Source organism: Nitrobacter sp. 62-23 (assembly GCF_001897285.1).
GTDB lineage: Bacteria > Pseudomonadota > Alphaproteobacteria > Rhizobiales > Xanthobacteraceae > Nitrobacter.
On sequence record NZ_MKSM01000050.1, the window covers coordinates 1 to 19,508 of the forward strand.

Genomic DNA, 19,508 nt, shown 5'->3' on the forward strand with positions numbered 1-19,508 from the left:
TCTACAATCCTCTTGGCCGCTACCCTGACTTGGTGGATCAATTGAGTCTCGACCCTAGAGCATGATCCGAAAGGTGGGGAACCATTTTCGGACAAGGCCGCACTCACTCAGAAGGGTTAAGGCCAGGTGTTGATCAACGAAGCTGTATCCAACCCTGACAAGCCGGCTTAACAGTCGTATCATCCGTGTCCCAAAGCCTTGCGCCGAATGTTACCGAAGGATCAGGCAGGCAAACCTGCGTCATCAGGCACGTTCCCTCGCTCGGGGACCGGCACGCGACCGCGGCCGGTCCCGATCCGGACTATGAGAGCAGGGGCGACCATGCCGGATCGGAGGCGAAACCGGGGGTAGGAACTTTCAACTCGTTGCGGCCGGAGACATCGATCGTATAAAGCGACGGTCCGCTGTTGCCGCCGGGGTCGCGGAAGAACATCAGCACCCGGCCGTTCGGCGCAAAGGTCGGTCCCTCGTTGTGAAATCCCGAGGTCAGGATTCGTTCGCCCGAGCCATCCGGCTTGATGATGCCGATGGCGAACTGGCCGCCGCCCTGTTTCGTGAAGGCGATGTAATCGCCGCGCGGCGACCAGACCGGCGTCGAATAGGAGCCTTCGCCGAAGGAGATGCGCTGCGCCGCGCCACCCGTCGCCGCCATGACGTAGATTTGCGGCTTGCCGCCGCGATCCGACTCGAAACTGATGCGCCCGCCGTCGGGCGAATAGGACGGCGAGGTGTCGATCGCCGGCGTGTCCGTGAGCCGCGTCATCGATTTCGACCGCAAATCCATCACGAACAGGTTCGAGTTGCCACCCTGCTGCAGGCTCATGATGATGCGCTGACCGTCGGGCGAGAAACGCGGCGAGAACGACATGCCAGGAAAGTTGCCGACGATCTCGCGCTGCCCGGTTTCGATGTTGAACAGATAAACCCGCGGATCGCCCTGCCCGAACTCCATATAGGTGATTTCCTGGGTCGACGGCGAGAAGCGCGGCGTGATCACAAGGTCGGCGCCGCGCGTAAGGTAGCGCACGTTGGCGCCGTCCTGATCCATCAGGGCCAGACGCTTGACGCGGCGCTGCGACGGCCCGCTCTCGTCGACGAACACTACCCGGCTGTCGAAATAACCCTTCTCGCCGGTCAGGCGCTCGTAAATCTGATCCGAGATGATGTGCGCGATCCGCCGCCAGTATTCGGCCGACGTGAAATATTGCTGGCCGGCGAGTTGCTGGCCGGTCGCGACGTCCCACAGGCGAAATTCAGCCTTGAGCCGCCCGTCGCCCTGACGCGTCATGCGCCCGGTCACCAGCGCCTGCGCATTGATGGTCTTCCAGTTGGCGAACTGCGGCGGCACGTCGATATTGGTGATCTTCTCGATATAGGCGGCCTGATCGATCGGCGCGAACAAGCCGCTGCGCTTGAGGTTGTTGGTGATGACCTTGGCAACGCCGGCGCCGACCTCGCCATCGGATGGCGAACCGGCGACGAAATTCGGAATGGCGATCGGGAGCGGCGCGACGTTGCCCTGATCGATCTGCACCCGCGCCTGCCCGAAGGCCTGGCGGCCGCCCAGCAACATGCCGGCCGAGGCCATCGCGGAGATCATCTGTCGGCGGTTCAGGCGAAGGGGCATTCTCGGCAATCCAGATCTTTCAGTTTCAAATCTTCCAGTTCCAAATCTTTTAGGTCCATGTCTTTCAGTCATCGGTGCGGGCTTCTTCCATCTCGGCCAGGTTCATCGCCGCGGCGCTTTACGACCTTCGTTCGGTGAATACGGGTTCGAAGAATTTCCACTCGTCGAAAAATTGCGCCGGCAGATTGTACGGCTGGCATTCGATGATCGCGCGCAGCGCGCTCTCCTGATAGACGCGGAAATACGGCGTCGACGGATTGCTGATCGCGGTCGGCGTCGTCTCCAGCGTGCCGTCGTGCTTCAGCCTGATGCTGAATATCGCTTCTGTCATCTGCGCTTCGAGGCCGCCATAGGGTTTCTTCCAGCAACGTTCGACCTGCGACTTGAACATCGCGCCCCATGTCGCCGAATTATCGGCCGACTTGCCATGCGCCAGGCCTAGCGCGGCGTTCGAATTCAGCGTGTCGCCAGTGACCGCATGCCGCGTCGGGTCTCGCTTGTCGAGCAGCGCCGCGATCTTGGACTGGTCGAATACCCGCTCGGCCTTCTGCTTTTCAGGCTTGGGTGGCGCGGCCTTGGCCTGCTGCTTGGGCTTGGGCTTCTTCGCTTCTTCCTTCTTCAGCGCTTCGGCAATTGGATCGACTTTAGGCGGATCGGGTTTTTTCTCGATCGGCTTCGGCTCTTCCTTCGGCTTGTTCTCGACCACGGGCTTGGGCGGATCGGGCTTCTTCTCGACCGGCCTCTCCACGGGCTTCGGCACCGGCGGCGGCGCGGTTTCGGTCACGACCGGCGGCTTCTTGTCGTCGATCTTGCCGACGGTGTCCTCCGGCGGCGGCGTGGGATCGGCGACCTTCTCGACCAGCGGCTTCGGGTTTTCCTTCTTGCCGGTCTTCATGCCCGCTGTCACATGCGCGAGTTGATCGGCCGAGATGATATCGACCGGCAGCGACTCCTCCGGCACCGATTCGAAAGCCTTCGACGAAAACGACACCAGCCCCCACCCGATCACGAGGACGTGCAGGGCAATCGACGCTGCCAGTGTCTTGTCGATCCTGACCTTCAACCTAGTACCCCGACGATCCCAGCGTGCATACTAGAGCCTTTCTGCTTCCGATAGATCAGAGGCGGGGCTCCATGAGTTTGATTTGACGCGTTTTCTTCACGCGAACCGGTACCCACTTCGCTCGAAAACGCTTTAAGATCCCTGCTCCACTTCGGTAACCAGCGCCAGCCGCTTGAAGCCGGCGCCCGACAGCTTGCCCATCACCCGCGCCACCGTCCCGTAATCCGCCTTCTTGTCGGCGCGCATGAATATACGCTCGTCGAGACCGCCGCGTGCATCGGTGATCGCCGTCAATTTCGGGACCAATTCCTCCATCGTGACTTCGGTGTCGTTGATGAAGATTCGCCCCTGGACGTCGACCGACAGTTGCAGCGGCGTCTTGTCCTGCTCGAGGCTCTTGGCCTGGGTCTGCGGCAGATCGAGCGGCACGCCCACGGTCAGAAGCGGCGCCGACACCATGAAGATGATCAACAGCACCAGCATGACGTCGACCATCGGCGTGACGTTGATCTCGGCCATCGGCTGCGAGCGCCGCCGCCCGCGCCGTCCGCCGCCGCCCGAGGAAGCTGCCGCCGGATTCATCGCCATGATCGACCGTCCGTTCTCATGCCCTGCGACCTCAGGTCCGCTCGTCGATCTGACGGGACAGGATCGCGGAAAACTCGTCGGCGAAACCCTCGAGCCGCTGGGCCTGACGATTCACTTCCGCCGTAAACTTGTTGTAGAAAATAGTCGCGGGAATGGCGGCGATAAGGCCGATTGCCGTTGCGAACAGCGCTTCGGCGATGCCCGGCGCCACCACCGCAAGCGAGGTGTTCTTCGACGCGGCGATCGACTGGAAGCTCGACATGATGCCCCACACAGTGCCGAACAGGCCGACGAAGGGGCCCGCCGAGCCGACTGTCGCCAACACCAGCAACCGCCGTTCCAGCCGCTCGATCTCGCGCGCAATCGAGACGTTCATGACCTTCTCGATCCGCATCTGAAGTCCGGCGAACGAGCGCGCCTGACTTTCAAAAGACCGTTTCCACTCGCGCATCGCCGCCACAAAGCAGGCGGCCATCGACTGCGTCGGCTTGGCCGACAGCGCCCGGTACAGATCCTCGATCGACTCTCCCGACCAGAACGCCTGCTCGAAACGATCCATCGCGCGCTTGGTGCGGGCGTAGAGAAACATCTTGTCAATCGCGATCGCCCACACCCACACCGAACAGCCGAGAAGGCCGAGCATCACCGCCTTCACGATCCAGTGAGCATGGAAAAAAAGCGTTATCAGCGACACGTCGGCTGAGGCGATGGGCAAGGCTGACTGGGCCACGTCGGCCGGGTTCATAAGCGGTATCCTCTCAACGCAAGATATCCCTATCGACCCCGGGGCGACCTCCGCCGCCGGTTTCACAGCCGCGAAGCGCGCGGCGTAAGCGCCAACGCGGAAAGCTGGTTGGGTCACATGGGAGGCTGGTCCAAAGCCAGAACCCTGCTTCCCCTGCCAACGTGTCAAAACGAGGGCTATCGGCGCGTCTGCACGCTCGTAACCAGACGCTAATCTTGGTTAAAATCGGGTTACCAGGAAGGAACCAGGGCCGCGAAAAACGGCTCCTCCTCCGTCACTTGCGCGCGAGCGACGGCGGCAAGACGGATCGACGGGGACTGGCGGTCGAACCCCGCCGGCCGGTTCTCGTACATCACCGGCTCGAACTGGTCGGCGTTCGCTGATCCGGTGCGGCATCGAAAATCCTTTGGAGGACTTCAATGCAAAATGACAGCAGAAAAAACCGCCCGCCTACGGAACAGGCGGACGGTGATTTCGGCGTCGTGACGGACTGATCGGCTGGTCTCGTTTACTGACCTTGAGCCTGATCGTTTGGCGGCGTCGGACGGGTGCGATGCTGCGCCATGAACGCATCGAACTCTTCCTTGTCCTTGGCGTGGCGCAGCCGCTCGAGGAAATCCTTGAATTCCTTTTGCTCTTCCTCGAGCCGCCGCAGCGTCTCCATGCGATACTCATCAAAGGCACGGTTGCCGCTGGAGGGCGCACCGAAGCCGGGGAAGCCGAAACCCCTGCGCTCCATGTGATCGCGCATCCGGTCCATCTTGGATTGCATCCGCTGCATCTTGTTCTCGAAACGATCGTTGCTCCAGCAACCCATTTTTCTGCTCCCGAGTGTGAAGAAGAGAATCGCGAGACCGATCGGCCACCACACCATGAAACCCAGCACGATCAGGACGATCCGAAGCGGATGCCACGGCGCGTTCATGAAGCGGGAATAGGGGTAGCAACCTTGGCCCTGCATCTGGTTGGGGCCGTTCCAGCGGTCGTAGTCAGTGGTTTGAGCCATGGCCTTCTCCTGAACGGCATCATGTCGCGTGAATGTAAATAACATTTACATAGGTAGATCATTAAGGGATTTTGTCAAGCGTGGAATGGTCAGCAAATAGTGGTGTTAATGGGCGCGCGGTTCCCGATTGTGACGACTCGTCACATTGGCCGCCGGCCAGTCTCCAAGCCGTCCCGGGTCAAAAAGGCGATCCGCCACAAGATATTGACCGCGATCATGCGTGCGGCGACGGATCAGACGGCGGGTCCAAAGAGAGGCGCTCGCCCGGTCAGGTCGCGGATTTGTGACCCCACGGTCCCCGAGGCGGCACAGGTTCTGACGGCGGTTCAGGTCGCGCCGCCTCGTCCGACGGCTTACGGTCGGCCGGAAAGCCAAGCCCGCGCAGATAAATCAGCACGCCGGCTTCAAGCAGGTCTTCGGCGGACATCGGCAGCTTGCGTCGCGCCGCATCGCCGCGGCCGAACAAGGAGGCGATGCCGTGCGACATCGACCAGATGTGCAGCGCCATCATCAGCGCCGGCGGCCGGGCGACGCCCGGCGGCGTCAGCGCGGCGAGCCGTTCCGCCGCTGCGCGAATGATGGCGAAGGCGCGCTCGCTCGCGGCCGACAGCATCGGATTGACATCGACCGGCACGCCGGATTCGAACATCGCCGAATAATAGGCAGGCTCGTTGCGGGCGAAGGCGAGATAGGCGCGGCCGACGCGCTCGAACGCGCTGACGGTGTCGGGGCGGCCGTCATCCCAGGCTTTCGTCAACACCGCCTCGAACTGCTCGAAGCCGCGCTGCGCGATGCTCGCCAGCAATTCGTCGCGATCGCGGAAATGCCGGTAGGGAGCCGCCGGGCTGACTCCGGCCGACCGCGCAGCATCGGCGAAAGTGAAACCCGCCGGTCCCTTCTCCGCGATCAGGCCGAGCGCCGCCTGCAGCAGCGCTTCCTTCAGATTGCCGTGATGATAGCCGCGCTCGGGGCGGCGATGGTCCTTGCGCCAGCTCATGTGAATAGTGTTTACATGAGGCGCAGAGAGACGTCACTGGTTTCGTTCGGCTCATCCCCCGGCGACCGACCGGTCTTCCGCCCGGCCCGGCCCGCAAAAATTTTTTCGGCGCACAAGCTGCCTTTCAGCGCGCAAGCCGGCCTCTCAGGCGCCCTCTGCTTGGTCGCTCTTCGGAAACATATGGAAGTACGGCTCGGCGTCCCTCAACACGCGGGCATAGGATGGCCGCGCCTTGAGCCGCTCCAGGTAGGAGGCAAGATGGGGATGGCTGTCCGCATACGGCAGCACCTTGGCGGCATAGAACAGCGCCGGCGCGGCCGCGCAATCCGCCATGGAGAAATCGTCTCCGGCGGCCCAGCGGCGGGACGCCATCTCGCGCTCGGCGATATCGTAGGCGACGCGCATCCGGGTCTTTGCATCCTCCACGCCCTGCGGGTCCTTGCTGCCCGCGGGCCGCAGCCGGTCGCCAACCACCTTCTGCATGTGGTTATGGATGTGCAGGTCATAGAAACGATCTTTCAGCCGCACCTCGCGCGCGACATCGAAATCCTCCGGCACGAACCGCGTTGCGCCCGGATAATACCGATCAAGATATTCGATGATGATGCTGGATTCCGGGACCACGTTGCCGCGCGCTTCATCCTGCAACACGGGAAACTTGCCGATGCCCCACAACTTCAGCAGCATGGCGCGCTCGTCCGGATCGCCGAGGTCGACCGACGCCGCCGTAAACGGCGTCGTGTTCTCATGGAGCCCGATCAGCACCTTATGGCAATAGGACGACAGCGGATGGAGATAGAGCGTCAACGACATCATGGTCTCCTTGATGCAGCGGCGGCGGCGCCCATGCGTGTATCGATCTTGTCGGATATTTGCCAGACCGGCTGAAGCCTGGCGAGCGAAGACATCTTCAGCCGCGTGGATGCCCCTATGTAAGCATCCCATGTAATCAGAAGGAAAGACGAGAGCCCATCAGGAGCGAGCGCGGACAGCACCGCGCATGATGAGACGATTGCGGGCAGCAGACACCATCACGCGCCGCCAGACAAAAGCGCGTCGCGCGCGTTTCACCGCAAACAAATTCCTGCCGCATTGCTTGATCACGCTTGCGTCATTGCTTCGGCCGTGGGGACAAATGCGGCCGCAGCAATTCCAAGGGGCGTTCCGCGTACATCGATTCCGATTTTGACTCGCGCAATTCGCGCCACGATGAGTCGTGCCCAAACCACCCTGGTCAGCATCGCTGACCAAAGCAAATGGCGAGGACATCATGACCGATGCAACAAGGCGGACGGTTTCCGGCGCGCTCGCGCACCTGTTCGCACATGCCATGGCGGTGACATCGCTGCTGGTGATCGCCGCCTGCATCTTCTATGTGAGGTAGTGGCCAGTTTCTTTCGGCCGACCGACATGCATGCGGACAGCGCCGGCTCAGGCGTTAACGGTTCCGTTCGCAGCCGCCTCGATATCGGCAATAACGATCTTTTTCATCTTCAGCATCGCCTTTATGGCGCGGCCGGCCCTGGCGCGATCCGGATCCTGCAACAGGCGCGGCATCATATCAGGCACCACCTGCCAGGACACGCCAAACCTGTCCTTGAGCCAGCCTCCCTTGAGCGGGCCGCCGCCGCCGGCGGTGAGCTTGTTCCAGTAATAGTCGATCTCGTCCTGCGACTTGCAATCGATGCTGAACGAGGTCGCTTCGCTGAACTGGAAATGCGGGCCGCCGTTCAACGCCAGGAAGCGAGTGCCGTCCAGCTCGAACTCTATGGTCAGCACGGTCCCGGCCGGCTTCGAGCTGCCTTCGCCGTAATACGTCGTTTCAATGATCTTCGAATTGTCGAACACCGAAACGTAGAACTTCGCGGCTTCCTCGGCCTGCGAGTCGAACCAAAGAAACGGAGTAATTCTGGGCATGGCATGCTCCAATGATTGCGTGCGGGTTGATGCATGGGAAAGCGGGAGGAGGAAAAGTGTGCAGGGTTTTTCCGTCCGCATCCGCTCTGGAATAAATATCGGAATCCGCCTTCAGGATTTTGGATCGATCCGATCCGAATTCATCTGCTCTAGGCAACTCGCCAGCAAACGGCGGGTTCCGATCGAGACATGATCTTCGCGTGCGGCGGGCGCGGACGACGCGATCTTGCGAACGTGATCGCCGGTGATCAGACTTGATCGGCCTTCATCGCCAAACGCAGCGCCTTCGGTATCGGCCTTGCCTGGCCGCCGGAGACGAACGCCACCTTCACCTTCGCATCCAGCAGCAGCACGTCGCCGCGCCTCACCTCCTGATGCAAGGTGATCGAGGCGCCGCGCACCTCCAGCGGCCGCGTCACGATGTCGAGCACCTCATCCATATGCGCGGGCTTGAGAAATTCGAGCTGCATCGAGCGCACCACGAAGGCGAAACCCGGCGCCTCGCTTTCGGCCTCGTCGAACAGCGCGCGCTGATCGGCGCCGAGCAGGCGCAGGTAGTTGCTGCGCCCGCGCTCCATGAAGCGCAGATAGTTGGCGTGATAGACGAGGCCGGTGAAATCGGTGTCCTCGTAATACACGCGAATCTGCATGTGATGGCGGCCGTCGCGGATGTGTCCGTCGAGCTGTTCGGTCTGCGGCGGCGTATTCATGGGGAGAGCATTCATTGATCCTCGTCCTGCCCAAACAACCCGAATTGCGCCGCATCGCGCGAGGGTTCGGCGAGGCCGAGATGGCGGAAGGCGTGCGAGGTGAGCAGCCGTCCGCGCGGGGTCCGCTGCAGGTAGCCGCATTGAATCAGAAACGGCTCGATGATGTCCTCGATGGCGTCGCGCGGCTCCGACAGCGCCGCCGCCATGGTTTCCACACCCACAGGCCCGCCGCCGTAGTTCAGCGCGATGGTGGTGAGATAGCGGCGATCCATTGCATCGAGCCCCGCGGCATCGACTTCCAGCGCGCCGAGCGCATGATCGGCGATCCTGCGATCGATGGCGGACGCATCGGCGGCGGACGCGAAGTCGCGCACCCGGCGCAACAGCCGACCGGCGATGCGCGGAGTGCCGCGGGCGCGGCGGGCGATCTCGTTGGCGCCGTCCGCCGTCATGCCGACTTCGAGCACGCGCGCGCCGCGGCTGACGATCTTCTCCAACTCATCGATGGTGTAGAAATTCAGGCGCACCGGAATCCCGAAGCGGTCGCGCAGCGGATTGGTCAATAGCCCCGCGCGCGTGGTGGCGCCGACCAGCGTGAACTTCGCCAGCTCGATCTTGACCGAGCGCGCCGCCGGCCCCTCGCCGATGATGAGATCGAGTTGAAAGTCTTCCATCGCCGGATAGAGCACCTCCTCCACCGCCGGCGAGAGACGATGGATCTCGTCGATGAACAACACGTCGCGCTCTTCGAGATTGGTCAAGAGCGCCGCGAGATCGCCGGCCTTGGCGATCACCGGACCGGAGGTGGCGCGGAAGCCGACGCCGAGTTCGCGCGCGACGATCTGCGCCAGCGTGGTCTTGCCGAGACCGGGCGGACCCACGAACAACACATGATCGAGCGCCTCTTTTCGTTTACGGGCGGCATCGATGAAGATCTGCAGGTTGGCTCTAGCCTGCGCCTGGCCGACGAATTCGGACAGTTTCTGCGGGCGTAGCGCGGTATCGCCGACGTCGTCGGCGCGGCGCTCGGGCGTAACGATGCGGGAGGGATTGGTCACCTTGCCAGTTCCTTCAAGCCCAGCCGGATCAGTTGCGCGGTCTCCGCAGTTTCGCCGGCGCTGCGCGAGGCGGCTGCGATCGCGGCCGCCGCCTGCGGCTGGCCGTAACCGAGATTGACCAGCGCAGAGATCGCATCCGCCACCGGACCCGGCGCGCGCTGCTCGTCGATAGCGCCCGCCAGTTGCACGACGGCGGGATCGACGCTGGCGAAGGACGGCGCCTTGTCCTTCAGCTCGGTCACGATGCGTTCGGCGACCTTCGGGCCGACGCCGGGCGTGCGCGCCACCGCCGCCTTGTCGCGAAGCGCGATCGCGTTGGCGAGATCAGCCGGCGACAGCGTGCCGAGCACCGCGAGCGCCACCCGCGCACCGACGCCCTGCACCGTCTGCAACAGGCGAAACCACTCGCGCTCGTGATCGGTGCGAAATCCGAACAGCTTGATCTGGTCCTCGCGCACATAGGTCTCGATCGACAGCACCGCCGCCTCACCCGGCGACGGCAGCGCCTGCAACGTGCGCGACGCGCAATGCACCTGATAGCCGACGCCGCCGACGTCGAGGATGACGTAATCCTCGCCGTAGGAGTCGATGATGCCTTTCAGTTTGCCGATCATTACCCCACCACCTTCATCCGAAGCGAGGCATGGCCGCGGTGATGCGCGTGAGTGATGGCGATGGCGAGCGCGTCGGCGGCGTCGGCGCTCTTCGGGTCGGCCTTCGGCAGCAGGATCTTCAGCATCGCCTGGATCTGCGCCTTGTCGGCATGCCCCGCGCCAACCACCGTCTTCTTCACCTGGTTGGGCGCATATTCCGCAACCCCGATACCGAACATCGCCGGCGCCAGCATGGCGACGCCGCGCGCCTGCCCGAGCTTCAGCGTCGCGACGCCGTCCTTGTTGACGAAGGTCTGTTCGATCGCAGCCTCCGCGGGACGGAACCGGTCGAGGATCAGGCCGAGCCCCGCATGGATCGCCAGGAGCCGGCTCGCCAGCGCCATCTGTTCGCGCGTCTCCACCGAGCCGCAGCCGACGAACATCAGCCGGTTGCCCTCGACGTCGAGCACACCCCAGCCGGTGCGGCGAAGGCCCGGGTCGATGCCCAGAATGCGAATCGGGGAGGAGATCATGGTTCATATTAGCGTAACCGGCCACACGCGTCCGCTTTGGTAACAGGGTCAAAGAAGCCGTCATACTCCGCGAAAGCGGAGTATCCGGTATCACGTGCCAACTCGACGCTGCATCGTCTACAACAGCGTCCCGCTCAGGATCAGCAGCGCGACGCTGAAATAGATCATCAAGCCGGTGACGTCGACCAGCGTGGCCACGAACGGCGCCGAGGCGCTGGCGGGATCGAACCCCGCGCGTTGCAGGATGAACGGCAGCATCGAGCCCGCCACCGAGCCGAACGTCACCACCCCGATCAGCGCGGCCGCGACCGTGATGGCGACAAGCACCCAATGCTCGCCGTAATCGAAGATGCCGAGCTTCTGCCACGCCACGACGCGGATCAGTCCGATCACGCCGAGGATCGTACCGAGGATCAGTCCCGTCGGCAGTTCGCGCAAGGCCACGCGCCACCAGTCGCCAAGCCTGACCTCACGCAGCGCCAGCGCGCGAATCAGGAGCGAAGTCGCCTGCGATCCGGAGTTACCACCGGAACTCATGATCAGCGGGATGAACAGCGTCAGCACGATGGCCTTTTCCAGTTCGCCTTCGAAGTGCTGCATGGCGCTCGCGGTCAGCATCTCGCCGAGAAACAACACGCAGAGCCAGCCGCCGCGCTTGCGGATCATGCTCGGGAGTCCGATCTGCAGATAGGGCTCGTCGGTCGCTTCCATACCGCCAAACTTCTGCGCGTCCTCGGTATTTTCCTCGATGATGGCGTCGATGATGTCGTCGACCGTGACGATGCCGAGGACATGCCCGGCCTTGTCGACGACGGGAACCGCCAGCAGATCGTGCCGCGTGATCAGCCGCGCCACGTCCTCGCGGTCGGTCAGCGGAGAGGTCGTGATCGGCGAGCGCGCCAGGTCGGAGATCCTGGCCAGAGGCGCGCCGGCGACCAGCCGCCGCAGCGATACCGCGCCGACCAGGCGGCGGGTGAAGGCATCCAGCACGTAAATGGCGTAGACCGTTTCGCGGGTGCGCTCGACCTGCCGGATGTGCTGCAAGGTGCGCTCCACGGTCCAGGTCGCGGGCACGCTGACGAACTCGGTCGTCATCATCGCGCCCGCGGTATTCTCGGGATAGGCGAGCAGGCCCTCAATGGTCGTGCGCGTCGCCGCGTCCAGCCCCTGCATCAGCTCGGTGCGGACCGGCTCCTCGAGTTGCTGCACGATGTCGGCGGCCATGTCGGCCGACATGCCGGCGAGCAGCACGGTCGCGGTCCGTCGCGGCAGCGCCTCGATGATCTCGGGGCCGAAATTCAGCTCCGGCTTGTCGAGAATCTCGACCGAGGTATCGATCGGCAGCAGAACCAGCACCGCGGCCGCGTCCTGCGGTGCGAGCTGATTGAGAATTTCGACGTTGTCCGCGACATGGCCGTCGCTCAGCCGCGAAGCCAGCGCGAACACATCAAGGTCGCCGTCCGTGGCGGTGTGGGTATCCGTCATAGCTCACCTTCAGGGTCTGCCGGCAACGGCAGGCCGTGTGAGCTCTCATCAAGCTCTCAGACCGGCGCCGCTGTCGGCGAGGTACCTGGCAAGGTACCTGGCAAGTTACCAGGACTGTCGCTTGGCATAATGAGTGGTGTTCCAGTGATGGGCGCGCGACCGAGGCCGCAGCATCCCGCTTTTGTTGACATGATCCTTCAACCGGACGCCGTCAAGGGAAAATCGCGCGATCACCGAGGTTCGAAAATCGATGCGACCCGCGCGAAGACGGGACGCATGCGCCAAGGCGCGCCTCTCAAGGAGCCGCCGCCGTCAGCATGTCCATAATATCGTCCGGGAAGACCTGCTCGGCAGGGCTCGCGAGTTCGGCGCGCGACCACCAGCGATGTTCCACCATCACCTGGCGTTCAAGCTCGGTCCACGCTCCGCTGGAAACAACATGAAAGCCGGTTCTCACCAGAAAGAACCGCTCGTCCGCCAGCACACGCTCGCCGCCGATGAGCTCGAGAACGAACCGGCGCTGCGCGATTTCCGGTCCGACGCTGGCGACACGCAGGCCGGTCTCCTCCCACAACTCCCTGATCGCCGCCTGCTCGAAGGTCTCGCCCTCGTCCACGGCTCCGCCCGGAGTCGCCCAATACGTCCCGTCGATCAGCGCGCTGTCCTTATATGCGAAACGAAACAACAATAAGCGCTGATCGGGGTCGAGCAGCAGCAGCCGCGCGGCCGGACGCCGGCGCAAATCGCTGTGCGATATCGGGCTCACCCGCCGAGCTTCGCCATCAGCGCGTCCGACACCTCGAAATTGGCGTAGACGTTCTGGACGTCGTCGTGTTCGTTGAGAAGATCGATGAGCTTGAGCAGCTTCTCGCCGGTATTGTCATCGACGGCGATCGTGTTCTGCGGCTTCCAGATCAAGGCGACCTTGCGCGCCTCGCCGAACCGGCCTTCGAGCGCCCTGGCGACGTCGCGGAAGGTGTCCTGCGAGGCATAGATTTCGTGGCCGCCCTCACCTGACGCCACGTCGTCGGCGCCGGCCTCGATCGCGGCTTCCAGCATGTCGTCGGCGGACGCCTTGTCCGCGTCGTATTCGATCACCCCGAGCCGGTCGAACATGAACGACACCGAGCCGGTTTCGCCCAGGTTGCCGCCGGACTTGGTAAAGTAGGAGCGGATGTCGGAAGCCGCGCGGTTGCGGTTGTCGGTCAGGACTTCCATGATCACGGCGACGCCTCCCGGACCGTAGCCCTCGTAGCGCAGTTCGTCATAGGTCTCCGCGTCGTTGCCGCTCGCCTTCTTGATGGCGCGCTCGATATTGTCCTTGGGCATGTTTTCCGCCCGCGCGGCGATCACGGCCGCGCGCAGCCGCGCGTTCATCGTCGGGTCGGGCGTGCCGAGCTTGGCCGCCACCGTGATTTCGCGCGCGAGCTTGCTGAACAGCTTCGACTTCTGGGCATCCTGCCTGCCCTTGCGGTGCATGATGTTCTTGAACTGGGAATGTCCGGCCATCGGCAGGTCTCTCTCGAATCCGGGCAGGTGCCGGCGGGGCACCGGCGCCCTCTGCAAAGGTGGAAGCGGTGCGGCGTTATAAGCCGGGACCGGCCGGAATCAAAGGCTGGCGCGAAAACATCCGTACCATCGATCCCGGTTCGGCCGCGTCAGGTCCAGAACGACGGCTCCGCCGGCTCCAGCCGTCCGCCGAGCCGCACCGGCGCGATTCGAAGCGCGAGCCCGGTCGCGTCATCGGTCTCGACCGCGACGCCGCTCAAGGTGGCGACACCGCCGGCCGGCTCGAACCGGCCGCTCGGAATGCCCGTGGTGAAGCGGCGCAGCGGCTCCTCCCTTTGCATCCCGATCACGGAGTCATAATCGCCGGTCATGCCGGCATCGCTCATATAGGCGGTGCCGCTGGGAAGGATGCGATGATCCGCCGTCGGCACATGGGTGTGCGTCCCGACCACGAGGCTGGCGCGACCGTCGCAGAAGAAACCCATGCTTTGCTTCTCGCTGGTCGCCTCGCCATGGAAATCGACAACGATCGCGTCCGCCGCCTCACGCAACGGACAGGCGTCAAGCTCGCGATCGATAGCGCGAAACGGGTCGTTGAGCGGCTCCATGAAGACGCGCGCCATGGCGTTGATGACAAGCGCGCGGCGGCCGTCCCTGGTATCGATCAGCGCGGCGCCGCGTCCCGGCGTATGCCGCGGAAAGTTCAGCGGGCGAATGAGCCGCGGCGCGCGCTCGATGAACACCAGCGCCTCTTTCTGATTCCAGGCGTGGTTGCCGAGCGTGACGGCATCCGCGCCGGCATCGAGAAATTCCTGGTAGATCGCCTCGGTGATGCCGAAGCCGCCGGCGGCATTCTCGCCGTTGACGACGACGAGATCGAGCTTCCACCGGGCAATGAGCGCCGGCAGGTGTCCGCTGATGGCGGTTCGTCCGGTCTTGCCGACGACGTCGCCGATGAAAAGAATACGCACGGCTCTACTGTTCCGATTTCAACGCGGCTTACTTTCCAAAGCTGAAAAGCCCGGCTTCGGTTAGCACATAATCGAGCCTCACGTCGTGGGACAATGCGGGCACCTGCGGGATTTCCTGCACCGCGAAGGCGAGACCTATGGCGATGACCGGCCTGCTGTCGCGCAATTGCGCAAGCGTGCGGTCATAATAGCCCGCGCCATAGCCGATGCGATGACCCGCGCGATCGAATGCGGCGAGCGGCACCAGCACGATATCCGGGACGACCTCGGCCGCGGTGGCGGGCGGCTCGGCAATTCCGAACACGCCCCGCACCAGCGCCTCGCCCGGCTTCCACGCGCGGAAGACGAGCGCGGCGTTGCGCGCCGCAATTGCCGGCATCGCCAGCGCAGCACCCCGCGCGGCCATGCTCTGCATCAGCGGCGCCGGATCGATCTCGCTTCGGATCGGCGCGTAGCCGGCGATCGTGGACGACGTGATGTCGAGCGGCGGCATCAGTGTCGCGATGGCGCGCGCCGCGCTGGTGCGCTGCTCCGCGCTCAAGGCATCGCGACGAGCCAGCGCGGCGGCACGCAATTCGTTTTTGGATGGGATGTCCGAGGAAACCGTCATGCCGAATGTTTAGTTCACCGTCACCATCCGCGAAAGCGGATGATCCGGCACTCCCAATCGCGACATGACGAATGCCTGCCGCCTGCGCAGACGCTCGAATCGGGAAAGTGCGAAGCCGCGATCGCCGTTGGAGCGCTCGATCCCGGAGTTCCCTACGAAAGTAGGTGGGCACCATATGTCCGGATCCACGGACCCGGCCAGGGACAGTTCCCTTAAGGATCGATAAGGCCCCGGGGATAGTGGCTCCTGACGCGCGGCGCAGCCTCGCAAGGCTCAATGTAGGCGGGAATGAACGCGGATGCCAGCGTCGTCTCATGTGACGACGTGTATCTATTATCCATCGGCATGTCCCGGGCGCGATGCGGGCGCTGGTCTTCACCCGATGGCGATGCCGCCGCCGACGGTGCGGTTCAGCACCTGCGTGGTCTTCTCGATCCGCTGCGCCGCCATGTTCAGCGCGGCAGCCACCGCGGTTTGCGTGGCGCGCGCGCGCTCAGCAGCCGCGGCGCGCACATCGCCCAATGCGTTCAGTTCGCCCTCCAGCGCGCGGATGCGCTGATGCGCATCCAACAATTCGTCGGAGGCCGTCAGCGCCGCCATGACTTCGAGCCGCTGGTCGCCGATCTCGCCGAACTTGCCGCGCAACTCGCCGATGCGGCGTTCCAGATCGCCCGCAAGTTTCTGCAGCCGGTCTTCCTGGCCGTCCTCGCAAGCCATCCGATACTGGCGGCCATTGATGGTGACGTTGACATGGCTCACGACGTCTCTCCCGTGTCTCCCGCCGCTTCGAGCACGGACTTGATCGTCCCGATCGCTGCGTCGAGCTTTTCGGCGATTTCGCGATTGGTGCGTTCGAGCTTGCGCGTGCGCACCAGCGAGCCGTCAAGCTCGTCCGCGAGCCGCGAACGGTCCGCGCCGAGCGCCTGAATGCGGCTCGCCAGTTCGTCCTCGTCGCGATCCGCCTCGCGCCGCCGCTCCACCGCTCTTTCCAGCGCATCGAGTGCGGCCGTCAGCCGCCGGGTCGCAGCGTCGATGTCGACTGTCCCATTATTGGACGGCTCGGCACTGGCGGAACGGTTGACGGGTCGGTCGTTCATGTTCGCTCTGCACGCCTTTCGGCCGGTTGTAGACCGGATTACAAAGCTACGGCTCGGCAAGCCCTTAGAAGCTGAAATTTACGTGGCGGGCGAGGCCAGCGCAACGCCGCAGCATAGCTATTCACCGCAAAACATTCTCCCCATGAGGAGGCCCTCCCGCACTTGGACTCCGCCGACGCAGGTGCTATGCCCCCGGCACGCCAGTCTGGCTCCGCCGGGCTGCATCGAATTCCAATGCGAACCGTTTAGCCCTTCTCATCTAGTCTGGACCGGATATCCCACATGCCGACCGTCGATTCCTCCCGTATGGCGAATGCAATCCGCGCGCTCGCGATGGACGCCGTAGAAAAAGCAAAATCGGGCCATCCCGGCCTCCCCATGGGCACGGCCGACATCGCCACGGTGCTGTTCACCAAGTTCCTGAAATACGACGCCACCGACCCGCACTGGCCGGACCGCGACCGCTTCATCCTCTCCGCCGGCCACGGCTCGATGCTGCTCTACGCGCTGTTGTACCTGACCGGCTACAAGGAGATGACGCTCGACCAGATCAAGAATTTCCGGCAGCTCAACTCCAAGACGCCGGGGCACCCGGAGAACTTCATCACCGAGGGTGTCGAGACCACCACCGGCCCGCTCGGCCAGGGCGTCGCCACCTCGGTCGGTTTCGCGCTGGCGGAACGCCTGCTGGCCGCCCAGTTTGGCCGAGATGTCGTCGATCACTACACCTATGTGCTGTGTTCCGACGGCGATCTGATGGAGGGCATCAGCCACGAGGCGATCGCGCTGGCCGGTCATCTCAAGCTCAACAAGCTGATTTTCCTCTACGACGACAACGGCATCACCATCGACGGCCCGATCTCGCTGACCGATGACGTCGATCAGGTGGCGCGCTTCAAGGCCTGCGGCTGGGACGCAAGGCGCATCGACGGCCACGATCAGAAGGCGATCACAGCCGCGATCCGCCGGGCACAGAAGTCCGACAAGCCCTCGCTGATCGCCTGCAAGACCATCATCGGCTTTGGCGCGCCCACGCGGGCCGGCACCTCCAAGGCGCATGGCGAAGCGCTCGGGGCGGAAGAACTCGCGGGCGCGAAGAAAGCGCTCGGCTGGAATTACGGCCCGTTCGAAATCCCCGACGATATCCTCAAGGCCTGGCGCAGCGCGGGACGCAGGGGCAAGCGGTACAACAAGGAGTGGCGCGCGAGATTTGCGGCCAAGTCCGAGACCGAGCGCAGCGAGTTCACCCGCCGCGCCATCGACCGCAAGCCGCCGCAAAACCTCGACGAGGTGATCGGCAAGCTCAAGGACAAGCTGGTCGCAGAGCCGCCGACAGTCGCCACCCGCAAGGCCAGCGAAATGGCGCTTGAGGTGCTGGTGCCAGCGGTACCGGAGCTGCTGCTCGGCTCCGCGGACCTCACGCCGTCCAACAACACCCGTCCCAAGGGATTGAAGGAGGTCGAGCCGGGTCACGACGACGGCCGCTACATCCATTACGGCATCCGCGAACTCGGCATGTCCGCAGCCATGAACGGCATTGCGCTGCATGGCGGATTCGCCCCCGCCGGCGGCACCTTCATGTGCTTCACCGACTACGCCCGCCCGGCAATGCGCGTTTCGGCGCTGGCGCATATCCCGGTGATCTACATCATGACCCACGACTCGATCGGGCTCGGCGAGGACGGCCCCACCCACCAGCCGGTGGAGCATCTGGCATCCCTGCGCGCGATGCCGAACATGCGCGTGTTCCGTCCCGCCGATGCGGTCGAGACCGCCGAGTGCTGGCAGCTTGCCCTTGAGCGGCCGAAAGGACCGACGGTGCTGGCGCTGTCGCGGCAGAACCTCACGCCGGTGCGCAAGACCGCGCATTCGGACAACCGCTGCGCGCATGGCGCCTATGAGCTGGTCGCAGCCAACGGCGAGGCGAAGGTGTCGATCTTCGCTTCCGGATCGGAAGTCGAGATCGCCGTCGCGGCGCAGCAGCAGCTCGCCGGGCGCGGCATCGCGTCGCGGGTGGTCTCCGTGCCCTCGCTGGAACTGCTGCTCGAACAGCCCGAGGAACGCCGGCATGCCATTATCGGCAAGGCACCGGTCAAGATCGCTGTGGAAGCGGCCGTCCGCTTCGGCTGGGACGCCGTAATCGGGCCCGACGGCCTCTTCGTCGGCATGCACAGTTTCGGTCACAGCGCTCCCGCCAAGGACCTCTACAAACATTTCGGCATCACCGCCGAGGCCGTGGTGAGCGCTGCGGAGAAACGCCTTCGTTGAGGTTGAGATTGCCTCAAAATCAAAAAGGCGCTAGCTAAAACGCGCGGAATGTGGATTTGACATGAGCGGATCGGCCCCCCACAGGTCGAGATGCGAATGTCAGATCCAGATTTCCGCTAACAGCTTATTTTGCTGGTGGTTCTTTGATTTTGACGTTCGCGGATTCTCTCGCTCAGGGCGGGATGCGAATGCCAGAACCGGGCCGCCGGATATCACCAATGGTCGCCGCCCGGCAGAACCGGGTGACACAGGCGTCGACGCTCGCGCGCGGAGCTAAACTTGCGGTTGCGCGGAGGCAATGCCCTATTTGAAGGAGAAAGAGAATGGCAGTCCGGGTCGCAATCAACGGCTTTGGCCGCATCGGCCGCAACGTTTTGCGCGCCATCTACGAGGCCCAACGCGACGATCTCGAGATCATCGCCATCAACGATCTCGGCCCGGTCGAAACCAACGCGCATCTCTTGCGCTTCGATTCCGTGCACGGCCGCTTCCCCTATGAGGTGAAGGTCGAAGGCGACAGCATCGTCATCGGCAAGAACAGGATCAAGGTGACCGCCGAACGCGATCCCGCCAAGCTGCCCTGGAAGGAGCTCGGCATCGACATCGCGATGGAATGCACCGGCTTCTTCACCGCGCGCGACAAGGCTGCCGCACACCTCACGGCCGGCGCCAAGCGCGTGCTGGTGTCGGCTCCGGCCGAGAACGCCGACATGACCGTGGTCTACGGCGTC

The 19,508-nt window shown here is 63.8% G+C and carries 21 protein-coding genes and 1 other RNA gene; 2 read left to right on the forward strand and 20 right to left on the reverse strand.

All coding sequences use genetic code 11. The features are described from left to right. Positions 1–301: 301 nt before the first annotated feature. From tolB to BGO16_RS04505, 20 genes are all read right to left on the reverse strand, one after another. Complete coding sequence (gene tolB, locus BGO16_RS04410; RefSeq protein ID WP_292617381.1) at positions 302–1,627, reverse strand: Tol-Pal system beta propeller repeat protein TolB; 1,326 nt, start codon at positions 1,625–1,627, stop codon at positions 302–304. A 118-nt stretch (positions 1,628–1,745) separates the two neighbouring features. Then, positions 1,746–2,690: a protein TolA gene (locus tag BGO16_RS04415; RefSeq protein WP_292617382.1), complete on the reverse strand. Its 945-nt coding sequence runs from the start codon at positions 2,688–2,690 to the stop codon at positions 1,746–1,748. 132 nt (positions 2,691–2,822) lie between these two features. Next, positions 2,823–3,278 carry a protein TolR gene (gene tolR, locus BGO16_RS04420; RefSeq protein ID WP_292617383.1) on the reverse strand — a complete coding sequence of 152 codons (456 nt, stop codon included), beginning with the start codon at positions 3,276–3,278 and terminating at the stop codon, positions 2,823–2,825. Between the two features lie 31 nt (positions 3,279–3,309). After that, positions 3,310–4,023, reverse strand: coding sequence for a protein TolQ (gene tolQ, locus BGO16_RS04425; protein WP_292617384.1), 714 nt, complete (start codon positions 4,021–4,023; stop codon positions 3,310–3,312). Between the two features lie 508 nt (positions 4,024–4,531). After that, positions 4,532–5,029 (reverse strand): DUF2852 domain-containing protein, encoded by a 498-nt coding sequence (locus tag BGO16_RS04430; RefSeq protein WP_292617385.1) that lies wholly within the window; start codon positions 5,027–5,029, stop codon positions 4,532–4,534. A gap of 268 nt (positions 5,030–5,297) precedes the next feature. After that, complete coding sequence (locus tag BGO16_RS04435) at positions 5,298–6,026, reverse strand: TetR/AcrR family transcriptional regulator (protein ID WP_292617386.1); 729 nt, start codon at positions 6,024–6,026, stop codon at positions 5,298–5,300. A gap of 144 nt (positions 6,027–6,170) precedes the next feature. Further along, entirely contained in the window at positions 6,171–6,839 is a 669-nt protein-coding gene (locus BGO16_RS04440; RefSeq protein ID WP_292617387.1) for a glutathione S-transferase family protein, read from the reverse strand. A 618-nt stretch (positions 6,840–7,457) separates the two neighbouring features. After that, complete coding sequence (locus BGO16_RS04445) at positions 7,458–7,943, reverse strand: VOC family protein (RefSeq protein ID WP_292617388.1); 486 nt, start codon at positions 7,941–7,943, stop codon at positions 7,458–7,460. Positions 7,944–8,191: 248 nt separating this feature from the next. Beyond that, positions 8,192–8,668, reverse strand: coding sequence for a tol-pal system-associated acyl-CoA thioesterase (ybgC, locus tag BGO16_RS04450; RefSeq protein WP_292617389.1), 477 nt, complete (start codon positions 8,666–8,668; stop codon positions 8,192–8,194). Continuing rightward, a complete protein-coding gene (ruvB, locus tag BGO16_RS04455; protein WP_292617390.1) occupies positions 8,665–9,711 on the reverse strand; it encodes a Holliday junction branch migration DNA helicase RuvB in 1,047 nt (348 codons plus the stop codon). The genes ybgC and ruvB overlap by 4 nt, the downstream gene beginning before the upstream one ends. After that, complete coding sequence (gene ruvA, locus BGO16_RS04460) at positions 9,708–10,325, reverse strand: Holliday junction branch migration protein RuvA (protein WP_292617391.1); 618 nt, start codon at positions 10,323–10,325, stop codon at positions 9,708–9,710. Before ruvA ends, ruvB begins: the two co-directional genes overlap by 4 nt. Next, a complete protein-coding gene (gene ruvC, locus BGO16_RS04465; RefSeq protein ID WP_292617392.1) occupies positions 10,325–10,837 on the reverse strand; it encodes a crossover junction endodeoxyribonuclease RuvC in 513 nt (170 codons plus the stop codon). Before ruvC ends, ruvA begins: the two co-directional genes overlap by 1 nt. A 117-nt stretch (positions 10,838–10,954) precedes the next feature. Next, positions 10,955–12,322 carry a magnesium transporter gene (gene mgtE / locus BGO16_RS04470; protein ID WP_292617393.1) on the reverse strand — a complete coding sequence of 456 codons (1,368 nt, stop codon included), beginning with the start codon at positions 12,320–12,322 and terminating at the stop codon, positions 10,955–10,957. A gap of 295 nt (positions 12,323–12,617) precedes the next feature. Next, positions 12,618–13,088 (reverse strand): NUDIX domain-containing protein, encoded by a 471-nt coding sequence (locus BGO16_RS04475; RefSeq protein ID WP_292617394.1) that lies wholly within the window; start codon positions 13,086–13,088, stop codon positions 12,618–12,620. Then, a complete protein-coding gene (locus BGO16_RS04480) occupies positions 13,085–13,831 on the reverse strand; it encodes a YebC/PmpR family DNA-binding transcriptional regulator (protein ID WP_292617401.1) in 747 nt (248 codons plus the stop codon). Before BGO16_RS04480 ends, BGO16_RS04475 begins: the two co-directional genes overlap by 4 nt. 149 nt (positions 13,832–13,980) lie before the next feature. Further along, positions 13,981–14,802 (reverse strand): TIGR00282 family metallophosphoesterase, encoded by an 822-nt coding sequence (locus BGO16_RS04485; RefSeq protein ID WP_292617395.1) that lies wholly within the window; start codon positions 14,800–14,802, stop codon positions 13,981–13,983. Between the two features lie 28 nt (positions 14,803–14,830). After that, positions 14,831–15,412 carry a 5-formyltetrahydrofolate cyclo-ligase gene (locus BGO16_RS04490; RefSeq protein ID WP_292617396.1) on the reverse strand — a complete coding sequence of 194 codons (582 nt, stop codon included), beginning with the start codon at positions 15,410–15,412 and terminating at the stop codon, positions 14,831–14,833. A 108-nt stretch (positions 15,413–15,520) separates the two neighbouring features. Next, a non-coding RNA gene (gene ssrS, locus BGO16_RS04495) (6S RNA) lies at positions 15,521–15,680 on the reverse strand. Positions 15,681–15,787: 107 nt separating this feature from the next. Next, positions 15,788–16,171, reverse strand: coding sequence for a cell division protein ZapA (locus tag BGO16_RS04500; RefSeq protein ID WP_292617397.1), 384 nt, complete (start codon positions 16,169–16,171; stop codon positions 15,788–15,790). Beyond that, positions 16,168–16,509: a DUF4164 domain-containing protein gene (locus tag BGO16_RS04505; RefSeq protein WP_292617398.1), complete on the reverse strand. Its 342-nt coding sequence runs from the start codon at positions 16,507–16,509 to the stop codon at positions 16,168–16,170. The genes BGO16_RS04500 and BGO16_RS04505 overlap by 4 nt, the downstream gene beginning before the upstream one ends. Before the next feature lie 282 nt (positions 16,510–16,791). Here BGO16_RS04505 and tkt point away from each other — a divergent pair, with 282 nt between their 5' ends. Beyond that, positions 16,792–18,777, forward strand: coding sequence for a transketolase (tkt, locus tag BGO16_RS04510; RefSeq protein ID WP_292617399.1), 1,986 nt, complete (start codon positions 16,792–16,794; stop codon positions 18,775–18,777). 323 nt (positions 18,778–19,100) lie between these two features. Further along, on the forward strand, positions 19,101–19,508 hold a 408-nt coding region (locus BGO16_RS04515), incomplete at its 3' end, for a glyceraldehyde 3-phosphate dehydrogenase NAD-binding domain-containing protein (RefSeq protein ID WP_292617400.1).